Annotated in this window: 12 protein-coding genes; 7 read left to right on the forward strand and 5 right to left on the reverse strand. The window is 72.1% G+C overall.

Going from position 1 to position 9,319, the window contains the following annotated elements:
• Positions 1–126: 126 nt before the first annotated feature.
• Entirely contained in the window at positions 127–396 is a 270-nt protein-coding gene (locus tag AB0B63_RS10565) for a DUF6458 family protein (RefSeq protein WP_091253403.1), read from the forward strand.
• Positions 397–517: 121 nt separating this feature from the next.
• Here AB0B63_RS10565 and AB0B63_RS10570 read toward each other — a convergent pair whose 3' ends face one another.
• Positions 518–1,054 (reverse strand): histidine phosphatase family protein, encoded by a 537-nt coding sequence (locus AB0B63_RS10570; RefSeq protein WP_357016736.1) that lies wholly within the window; start codon positions 1,052–1,054, stop codon positions 518–520.
• Positions 1,055–1,178: 124 nt separating this feature from the next.
• On the opposite strand from AB0B63_RS10570, the gene AB0B63_RS10575 reads away from it, so the two are divergent.
• Positions 1,179–1,469: a DUF6458 family protein gene (locus tag AB0B63_RS10575; RefSeq protein WP_357016739.1), complete on the forward strand. Its 291-nt coding sequence runs from the start codon at positions 1,179–1,181 to the stop codon at positions 1,467–1,469.
• 129 nt (positions 1,470–1,598) lie between these two features.
• On the opposite strand, the gene AB0B63_RS10580 is transcribed toward AB0B63_RS10575, so the two are convergent.
• Complete coding sequence (locus AB0B63_RS10580) at positions 1,599–2,276, reverse strand: hemolysin III family protein (protein WP_357016742.1); 678 nt, start codon at positions 2,274–2,276, stop codon at positions 1,599–1,601.
• 107 nt (positions 2,277–2,383) lie between these two features.
• Between AB0B63_RS10580 and AB0B63_RS10585 the strand changes: the two genes are divergently transcribed.
• The 3 genes from AB0B63_RS10585 to AB0B63_RS10595 are packed head-to-tail and all read left to right on the forward strand — an operon-like array spanning position 2,384 to position 4,731.
• Entirely contained in the window at positions 2,384–2,995 is a 612-nt protein-coding gene (locus AB0B63_RS10585) for an allophanate hydrolase subunit 1 (RefSeq protein WP_357016746.1), read from the forward strand.
• Positions 2,996–3,026: 31 nt separating this feature from the next.
• On the forward strand, positions 3,027–3,998 hold the full coding sequence (locus AB0B63_RS10590) for a biotin-dependent carboxyltransferase family protein (RefSeq protein ID WP_357016749.1): 972 nt from the start codon (positions 3,027–3,029) through the stop codon (positions 3,996–3,998).
• Positions 3,982–4,731 carry a 5-oxoprolinase subunit PxpA gene (locus AB0B63_RS10595; RefSeq protein ID WP_357016752.1) on the forward strand — a complete coding sequence of 250 codons (750 nt, stop codon included), beginning with the start codon at positions 3,982–3,984 and terminating at the stop codon, positions 4,729–4,731. Before AB0B63_RS10590 ends, AB0B63_RS10595 begins: the two co-directional genes overlap by 17 nt.
• 116 nt (positions 4,732–4,847) lie before the next feature.
• Here AB0B63_RS10595 and AB0B63_RS10600 read toward each other — a convergent pair whose 3' ends face one another.
• Genes AB0B63_RS10600 through AB0B63_RS10610 form a run of 3 tightly spaced genes read right to left on the reverse strand, consistent with a single transcriptional unit; the run spans position 4,848 to position 7,348 of the window.
• The gene (locus AB0B63_RS10600) at positions 4,848–6,680 is read right to left on the reverse strand and encodes an NHL domain-containing thioredoxin family protein (protein ID WP_357016755.1); all 1,833 of its coding nucleotides are present in this window, start codon (positions 6,678–6,680) and stop codon (positions 4,848–4,850) included.
• A gap of 45 nt (positions 6,681–6,725) precedes the next feature.
• The gene (locus tag AB0B63_RS10605) at positions 6,726–6,980 is read right to left on the reverse strand and encodes a flavin reductase (protein WP_357016758.1); all 255 of its coding nucleotides are present in this window, start codon (positions 6,978–6,980) and stop codon (positions 6,726–6,728) included.
• Complete coding sequence (locus AB0B63_RS10610) at positions 6,977–7,348, reverse strand: hypothetical protein (RefSeq protein ID WP_357016761.1); 372 nt, start codon at positions 7,346–7,348, stop codon at positions 6,977–6,979. Before AB0B63_RS10610 ends, AB0B63_RS10605 begins: the two co-directional genes overlap by 4 nt.
• A gap of 422 nt (positions 7,349–7,770) precedes the next feature.
• Between AB0B63_RS10610 and AB0B63_RS10615 the strand changes: the two genes are divergently transcribed.
• Both AB0B63_RS10615 and AB0B63_RS10620 read left to right on the forward strand, forming a co-directional pair.
• On the forward strand, positions 7,771–8,568 hold the full coding sequence (locus tag AB0B63_RS10615) for a helix-turn-helix transcriptional regulator (protein WP_357016764.1): 798 nt from the start codon (positions 7,771–7,773) through the stop codon (positions 8,566–8,568).
• Positions 8,559–8,750: a DUF397 domain-containing protein gene (locus AB0B63_RS10620; protein WP_357016767.1), complete on the forward strand. Its 192-nt coding sequence runs from the start codon at positions 8,559–8,561 to the stop codon at positions 8,748–8,750. Before AB0B63_RS10615 ends, AB0B63_RS10620 begins: the two co-directional genes overlap by 10 nt.
• Positions 8,751–9,319: the final 569 nt, after the last annotated feature.

Genomic DNA, 9,319 nt, shown 5'->3' on the forward strand with positions numbered 1-9,319 from the left:
AAGCGGTCGGGAGAGGGGGCCAGATTTGCCGGGTGCGATCCCGGTAGGAGGGCTGCTGGGCGGGTAACCCGCGCGGACCACGTCAGGGCACGCCCAACGGCCACCGCACGGGGGAGTGCAGCGCACATGGGCATTGGTAGCGGCATCTTTCTCATCGCGCTCGGCGCGATCATGACGTTCGCCATCCGGGCCGACGTCTGGTGGATCAACCTGCGCGCCGTCGGCTGGGTCTTCATCCTGGCCGGCCTGGCCGTGCTGCTCACCACGCTCTGGTTCTGGCAGGACCGGCGCAAGCGGGCGCGCACGCTCATCGTGGAGGAGAACCGGCTCTCCCACCCGACCGCGATGATGCCGCCGCCGCCCGATCCGCCCCCGCCCACCGCACCCCCGTCCTGACCGGCCGTCCTGCTGGACGACACCGGCCGCTGACCGGCCGCCCCGCTGGACGACACCGGCCGCTGACCGGCCGCCGCGGGACGACGTCATCAGAGCCGGGCTGCCCGGCGGGTGGGTCGGGTCAGCCGCGGGCGGTGTGCCGGTCGACGACCGGGGTGTCGCCCGGTGTCAACTCCGCCCACGGGGCTGCCGCCCGGTGCACCACCAGACCGGTGGTACGCAGCCCTTCCCGGTCGGCCCCTTCCGGGTCGAGGAGCGCCGACAGCAGCGAGATGCCCGGGTTGTGGGCGACGAGCAGGACCGTGTGGGCCTCCGGCTCGACCATCCGCACCAGGTCGAGCAGGTCGTCCGGGTGCGCCTCGTACGCGGCGGCGGCGTACCGCACCACCGGTGCTGTCCCCGCCGGGCCACCCTCCGGCGGGACCCCGGTCATGCCCAGCGCCACGTCGTGCCAGGTCTGCCTGGTCCGGCGGGCCGCCGAGCAGATCACCACGTCGGGGAGGAGACCCTGCCCGGCCAGCCACGCCCCGGCGGCGGCGGCGTCGGCGTGCCCGCGTGCGGTCAGTCGCCGGTCGACGTCGGAGCCGTTCCCGGGCTGTTCGGCCTTGGCGTGCCGCAGCAGCACCAGTGTCCGTGTCTCGGCCTCGCCGTCCGTCATTCCCCCAGCTTGCCTGATTGACGCGAGTGTCGCCTGGGTATGTCAGTGGGGCCACTCGCTCATCGATGCCCTCGATGGCCGTGGCGGGTGGGTAACGCCAGCTGACAGCCAAGGAGGCGACGTCATGGGCATCGGTGCCAGCATCTTCCTCATCGCGGTGGGTGCGATCTTCGCGTTCGCCGTCGACGCCGACCTGGGATGGCTCAACCTCGACGTGGTGGGCTGGGTGCTGATGCTCGCCGGCCTCGTCGGGCTGCTGACCACCCTCTTCTTCTGGAACAGCCGTCGCCGGGCGGTGGTGACCACCGCCGTGCGTCAGGACCAGGTCGTCGCCGACCGGGTCGTGCCGGCGCAGGGCGGCCAGGTGGTACGCGAGGAGTACCGCGAGGCGCGCGGCCCGGGTTACCCGGTCTGACCGCACCGCACCACATGATCTCAGGGGCCCCGCAACGGCGCGGGGCCCCTGAACTGTTCCCTGCTCAGGCCGGCTCCGGCTTGGCGCGCGGCCGGCGCGACCGCCCCCGGACCGGCCGGAGACTAGTGATCAGGCGAAGAGGGCGAAGTAGATCGCGATGTGGTGACAGAGGGCGGCGAGCAGGGTGCAGGCGTGGAAGAACTCGTGGTGGCCGAAGACGGTGGGCCAGGGGTTGGGCCGCCGCAGCGCGTAGAAGACCGCGCCGATGCTGTACATCGCCCCACCGGCGGCGAGCAGCACCAGCACGGTGACCCCGCCCTGGCGCAGGATCTGCGGCAGGATCGCCACCGACACCCAGCCGAGGGCCAGGTAGAGCGGGGCGGAGACCCAGCGCGGGGCGTGCGGCCAGATCAGTTTGACGGCCACACCGGCCAACGCCCCACCCCAGACCAGGGCGAGCATGAGGGTGGCCATCCGCCGGTCGAGCAGCAGCGCACAGAGCGGTGTGTACGTGCCGGCGATGAACACGAAGATCATCGAGTGGTCCATCCGGCGCATGATCTGGTAGCCGCGCTCCGACCACACCCGGCGGTGGTAGAGGGCGCTGGTGCCGAAGAGGCCGCAGACGGTGACGCTGTAGATCAGGCAGCTGACCAGGGGCGCCCAGCCGGGACGGGTGGCCGCGACGGTGCAGAGCACGGTGCCGCAGACGAGCGCGACGAAGAACGCGTAGGTGTGCAGCCAGCCGCGCATCCGGGGCTTACCGATGTCGACAGGCTTGAGTCGAAGCGGTGCGGAGGTGGTCACGGAATCAGGTTACGGCACCGTAGGTTACTTCTAGGTAGTGCGACCCGTCACCAGACCTGTCGAGTCTAGCGACCCTGGACGGCACATCGATCGGGGAGTATGGCGGGATGCGCATCCGACCCGTGGGCCGGCACGCCCTCCTGCTCGACTGTGACGACCCCGGCCAGGTGGAACGGTGGCGGGCCGAGTTGTGGCGACGCCGCGCCGCTGGTGAGCTGGACGCCGCCGAGATCGTCCCGGCGGCCGGCACCGTCCTGCTCGACGGGGTGCCCGACCCGGAGTCGACGGCCACCCGGATCGCCGGCTGGACCCCCGACCCGGTCACCACCACAGCCGACGCCGGCACCGTCGACGTTCCCACCGTGTGCGACGGTGAAGACCTGCCCCTGGTCGCCGCGCACTGGCGACTGACCGTGCCCCAGGTGGTGCAACGGCTGCGGGACACCGAGTTCCGGGTGGCGTTCTGCGGCTTCGCCCCCGGCTTCGGCTACCTGACCGGCCTCCCCCCGCAGTACGCGGTGCCCCGACTGCCCACCCCGCGCCCCCGGGTGCCCGCCGGCTCGGTGGCCCTGGCCGGCCCGTACGCGGGGATCTACCCGACCGCCTCGCCGGGTGGCTGGCTGCTGGTGGGGCGGACCACGCTCACCCTCTTCGACGTGGCCGCCGACCCACCCGCCACCCTCACCCCCGGCACCCGGGTCCGGCTGGTGACCGGGTGACCGGCGGTCCCCGGTCCCGGCCGGTGCCGGCATGACCGGGACGAGTCGAGCGGAGCAGCCGGAGCAGCCGACCGGGCCGGCCGAGGGCGGACCGACCGGGGGCGGGGCGACCGGGGTGCGCCGGGCGGAGCAACCATCCGGGCCGACCCGTGGGGTGATCGAGGTGCGCCGGGCGGGACCGCGTACCACCGTGCAGGATCTGGGGCGGCCCGGGTGGGCGCATCTCGGCGTACCCCGGTCGGGGGCGCTGGATCCGGCGGCGTTGGCGCTGGCGAACCGGCTGGTCGGCAACCCGGCGGACGCCGCCGGTCTGGAGTTGACACTCGGCGGCGGTGAGCTGCGGCTGACCCGGGCCGGCACGGTCGCGGTGACGGGGGCCGACGTCGAGATCCGGGTCGACGGCCGCCCCGGCGACGTGGGCCGGCCGTTGGCGGTGCCGGCGGGGGCCGTGCTGCGGATCGGGTCGCCCCGGCACGGGCTGCGCAACTGGCTGGCGGTCGACGGGGGGATCGCCGTCGACCCGGTGCTCGGCAGCCGGTCCACCGACACCCTCTCCGGCCTCGGCCCACCCCCGGTCGGCGACGGCGACCGGCTCCCGCTCGGCCCGCCGGCCGGGCCACCCGCCCCGGTGGACTTCACCGTCGGCCGGCCGGTGCCGGACGAGCTGTGGCTGACCCTGCGCCCCGGCCCACGCGCCGACTGGTTCACGGCCGACGCGCTGGTGTCGCTGCTCGGCACGGCGTACACGGTGAGTCCGGTGAGTGACCGGGTCGGTGCGCGACTTGTCGGCGCGGCGCTGCCCCGCGCGGTGGCCGGGGAGCTGCCGAGTGAGGGCGTGGTGCTCGGCGCGGTGCAGGTGCCCGCCGACGGCCAACCGTTGATCTTCCTGGCCGACCATCCGACCACCGGCGGGTACCCGGTGATCGGGGTGGTGGACGACGTGACCGGGCTCGCGCAGGCCCGACCGGGGACTACGGTGAGATTCCATGGACCTCAACGCTGACCTCGGCGAGGGATTCGGCATCTGGCGGCTCGGCGACGACGAGGCGCTGCTCGACCTGGTCACCTCCGCCAACGTGGCGTGCGGCTTCCACGGCGGCGACCCGTCGACCATGCGGCGGGTCTGCGCCGCCGCCGCCGAACGCGGCGTCGCCGTCGGCGCGCAGGTCGGCTACCGGGACCTGGCCGGCTTCGGCCGCCGGCACATCGCGTACGACTTCGACGAGCTGCGTGACGAGGTGACCTACCAGCTGGGGGCGCTCGACGCGTTCTGCCGACCCCACCGCACCCGGGTCCGCTACCTCAAACCGCACGGCGCGCTCTACCACGCGGCGGCCACCGACGAGGTGCAGGCCGCCGCCCTGGTCGCGGCGGTCAGTGGGTACGACCACGAGCTGCCGATCCTCTGCGCGCCCGGCTCCACCCTCGCCCAGCTCGCCGTCGGCGCGGGCCTGCGGGCGGTCCCCGAAGGCTTCGCCGACCGGGGTTACCTGCCCAATGGGGCGCTGGTGCCGCGTACCGCGCCGGGCGCGCTGGTCACCGACCCGGAGGAGGTGGCCGTCCGGGCGGTCCGGATGGCCACCGAGCAGACGGTGGTGGCGGTCGACGGGACCGTCGTGCCGTGCCCGGTCGCGTCGATCTGCCTGCACGGGGACAGCCCCGGCGCGGTCGCGTCGGCCGCCCTGGTGCGGGCCGCGCTGATCGACGCCGGGGTCACCCCGACCCCGTTCGCCTGACCGTCCCCGGTGGCCCGGTGGCCCGGCGGCCTGATGGCCCGGCGGGTGGGTCAGTTAGGACCGTTCCCACCGCCGGGCCGTTGCCGGTCGCGGTCTGCTGCTGCGGCGGCGGGCGCTCAGGTGTCCAGGCAGCGCAGCACCAGCGGGACGCGGGTCGCGCCGTCGTCGACGACCCGCACCGGGACGCCCCAGTCCTGCCGGGTCAGGTGGCAGGCGGCATGCTCGACGTCGGCGTCGCAGGTGGCGGCCTGGGCGGTCACCTGGAGCACCCCCTGGGGTACGGCCGGGTCGACCACCAGCCGGCGGGACAGCTCGGTGCCGGTGCCCGCCCCCTCGACCAGCAGCTCCGGCGGCGAGGCCGAGACGACCAGCCGGGTCGACGGCCCGTACGTCTCGTCCAGCTTCTGCCCTGGGGCGGGCGTGAAGATCACGTCGAGGGTCACCTCGCCGGCCGCTACGTCGGTGGGTTTGCGTTCCAGCCGGTGCCGAGGACCGTCCACGGTGTCCGCCCCGGCGGCGGTCAACGCGCCCGGGGCGAGCCGGGTCAACCGGTGCGCGGCCGACTCCACCACCAGCACCCCGCCGTCGGCGGTGAGCACCAGGTCACTCGGCTCGGCCAGCCCGTCGGCCACCGTGGCGACCAGGCCGGTCGCCGGGTCGAAGCGGCGTACCGCGCCGTTGTAGGTGTCGGCGATCAGCACCGAACCATCGGGCAGCGCGCACACCCCCAGCGGATGCTGGAGCAACGCCCGGTCGGCCGGCCCGTCCACGTGCCCGAAGTCGAACAGGCCCTGCCCGACGGCGGTGCCGAGCACGCCGTCCTGCACGAAACGGATGGCACTGGTCTCGCTGTCGGCCACCCACAGCCGGGTGCCGTCGGCGGAGACGGACAGGCCGGACGGCTGGGCCAGCCACGCCTCGGTCAGCGGGCCGTCGCGCAGCGCCTCGACCGTGGTGCCGGCCCACATGCCGGCGGTCCGCTTGATCGGGTCGAACCACCAGAGCTGGTGGATGCCGGCCATCGCCACGATGACCTTGTCGTCGTACCAGGCCAGGTCCCACGGGGAGGAGAGGTCGACGGAGAGCGCGTCGTGGGCGTGGTCGTCGACAGTGGAGCGCCACTGCCGGCCGGTGCCGGCCACCGTGGTCACCTCGCCGGTGTCGAGGCGTACGCCGCGCAGCAGGTGGTTGACCGTGTCGGCGACCAGCAGGTCGTAGCCGGCGACCTCGGCGACGTGCGCGGGCAGCAGGCAGAGCCCCTGCGGCTCGGCGAAGCCCGCCGAGGCGGCCGGCCCGTCGACCCGGCCCCGCTCGCCGGAGCCGATCCGCCGGAGCAGCGTCTCGCCGTCCGGGGCCAGCTCGACCAGGCTGTGCCGGGCCGAGTCGGAAACCAGCAGGTTGCCGCCGTCGAGCAGCACGGCCTTGCCGGGGAAGCGCAGCGTCGTCTCCGGTGGCGTCGGCGGCACGTACGGCCCGTCGCCCCGGTGCAGGGTGCCCTTCGCCTCGTGGGCGGCGATCAGGTCGTCGACCAGCCGGATCAGCCCCTCGGCGTGACCCTCGCCGGCCATCGTGGCGACCACGTAACCCTCCGGGTCGACCACCGCCAGGGTGGGCCACGCCTTCGCCGCGTACTGCTGCCACATGTCCAGCTCGGGGTCGTCGAGCACCGGGTGGTGCACGCCGTACCGCTCGACGGCGGCGGCCAGCGCGGCCGGATCCTTCTCGTGCTCGAACTTCGGCGAGTGCACCCCGACGACGACCAGCACGTCGGCGTACTTCTCCTCAAGCGGGCGCAACTCGTCGAGCACGTGCAGACAGTTGATGCAGCAGAAGGTCCAGAAGTCGAGCAGAATGATCTTGCCCCGCAGGTCGGCGAGCCTCAGCTCCCGCCCCCCGGTGTTCAACCAGCCCCGACCACGCAACTCTGGTGCCCGTACCCGTGCGCTCATGCCCCCATCGTGCCGCACCGCCTGCCGACGGGTCGCACGAAGGGCTCAGTGGTCGGGTGGCCGTGCCCAGGACAGGAAGCGGTCGGTGAGATTGTTCGACCGGCCGCTGTCGAGCTGGGTGAGGTGCTCCTCCGCCTCCCGTTGCAGCGCCGACAGCGGGGCCAGCAGAGCCGGCCGATCGTCGGCGAACGCGGCGCGCAGGGCGAGTTTCGCCTCCCCGCACGGCCACGGGTTCGCGTCGAGGCGGCACAGCCAGATCGGGCGCAGCGGCCGATGGGCGAGCCCGTCGAGCGGCGTCACGTCGACACCACCGAGCCGTGAGCTGCCGGCTTCCTTGCCGCCGACCTTCCTGCCGTCGGCTTCGCCGCTCCGGTTTTCGGTTTCGGGGTCGTCCGTTTCACCGCCGCCCGTGGTGCGGGTGGCCGAGGCGCTGCCGGAGGCGGGGAGGGGAGCCAACGCACCCCGGCGCGGCGGACGTACAGCTCGCGCCGTCGTCGGGCCAGGCCGTCCGGCCCCAGCTCGTACGCCTCGATCCAGGTCCAGCCGTCGTACGTGTGGCGGTCGGGCAGTTCACGGATCACCCGTACCGTGATCGGCCGGATGAACTGCGGGCTGACCTCGCGGGTCAGGTGGATGAGGTCGCCGGCCCTCAGTCTCGGTTCTTTCATCGTCCCGGCCCCCGGTTCCGGCCCGGCTTCCACCGATCCGTCAGCACCACGTTCGTGATCCGGCCCGGCCCCCGGTAGGGCGGAATGAACGGACCGATCGGACCGGGGACGATCGGCGGCGCGGGCGGTGGTGGGGGCGGAGGCGGGGTTGGTTGGGGTTGGGGCTTCGGAGCGGGCTCCGGCTTCTTGGACATGACTCTCCCTGTGACGGCGTGGAGTCGGGCTGCCTCGGTACTGCTGTCGGGGCAGCCCGACCACGAACGCGACCGCCGGGCTTCTCCGCACCGATCGCGCCGTTCCGTCCTCCACCCTGGACTTTTGCTCCTTGGCTTCGGACTAGTGATCAGGTGATTGCGGAGCGCGATGGTCTGTTGCGAGCTGGCGAGGAATGCAGGGGATCGCCGTGGAAGGGTGTGGAAGCCGTGGGAATCTCTCCGTCGGAGTACCTTCTGCGTGAACTACGGCGACGTCGGGCGGCTGCCGGGCTCACCCAGACGCAGCTCGGCGAGCGGATCTTCTGCTCGGATTCCCAGGTGAGCGCGATCGAGACCGGGGTGAAGCCGCCGACCCTGCCCTACCTGGCGTCGGTGGACGAGGCGCTGGGAACCGAGGGTTACTTCACGACTCTCTGGGACGAGTTGGTCAAGAGCGATGCGGCCCCGGTATGGCTGCGCGAGTGGATCGAAATTGAGCGCGAGGCGACCGCACTGCGTTGGTACGAGCACGCCTTCGTGCCCGGCCTCCTACAGACCGAGGGGTACGCCCGTGCCACCTTTCAGGCGGCCCGGGTGCCGACCTCGGAGCTTGACCGGCGAGTCGCGGCCCGGCTCGAACGGCAGGTCGTCCTCGACCGTGACCCCGCACCCCAACTCTTCGTCGTCCTGGACGAGGTTGTCCTCCGACGGGCGTGCGGTGGGCCTGCCGTCATGGCAGAGCAGCTTGGCCACCTCATCGCCTGCGCTGAACAGCCACATATCCAGTTGCGCGTCGTCCCGATGTCCGCCGGCATGTATCCGGACCTGGCCGGGGCATTCATCATTGCTGACATGCCCGACGGCTCCCGGACCGGATACGTCGACAACCAACTGGCGGCGCAGGTCATTGGGCAGGCTGACTTGATTGCCGACCTCGGTGTGTCGTGGGACGCTATCCGAGGCGAGGCGTTGCCGCTGGGCCTGACCCTGGACCTTCTCATGGAAGTAGCGAGGACATGGACCTGACTGGAGCCACGTGGCGTAAATCTTCCCGCTCGTCCACCAATGGCGGCGCATGCGTCGAGGTTGCCGGGAATCTGGTCGACGCGGTCGGCGTACGAGACAGCAAGGACCCGAACGGCCCTGCTCTCGTCTTCGCCCCGGCGGCCTGGCGGGCATTCGCCGCTCAATTCCCCGAGCGGGCCTGATCGACCGAGCGCCGAGCATCGATGTTCGGCGTTGTGAGCCGCTCGGTAGTTGTCAGTCAAACTGAGACAGTCTGTTCCTGCTGGGTCGGCTGGTTGATCTAGGAATGGTCGGCAGTTTCGGTGCGCCCGGTCTGACCCGATGTGAACATCTCCTTACTGAGGGCGGGTTGAGGCCTTCGACCCGTTCATCATTGGACGATCGATGGGGCGACCTCTGTATAGGCGCGCAAGGTCTCATATGCCTCGTCCCACTCTGACACCCTCCCTGACGTGGGACCACTGCAGGCTCTCACCAGATATGACAGGACATCGGGTACGAGTTCCGGACGCCGTCGCGAAAGATTGATCAGTGCGCCTTTCGCCTGCCGCCGAATGTCGTCTTCAACATGCCTCAAAAGTCGCAGAAAAAGCCTTTGGAGCTCGCCGGTAGGTGGAGCCTGACGCAGCGCTTTTACGGCTGTGGTTCGTATAAACCCGGACTCGGTGGTGGCGAGGGTGGTCAGTGCGGTGATGACGGGTGGGGTGAGTGCCCCGCCGTGGGCCAGCGCCGATCCCGCGCGGGCGCGGAC

It is taken from the genome of Micromonospora sp. NPDC049081 (genome assembly GCF_040648835.1).
Lineage (GTDB): Bacteria > Actinomycetota > Actinomycetes > Mycobacteriales > Micromonosporaceae > Micromonospora > Micromonospora antibiotica.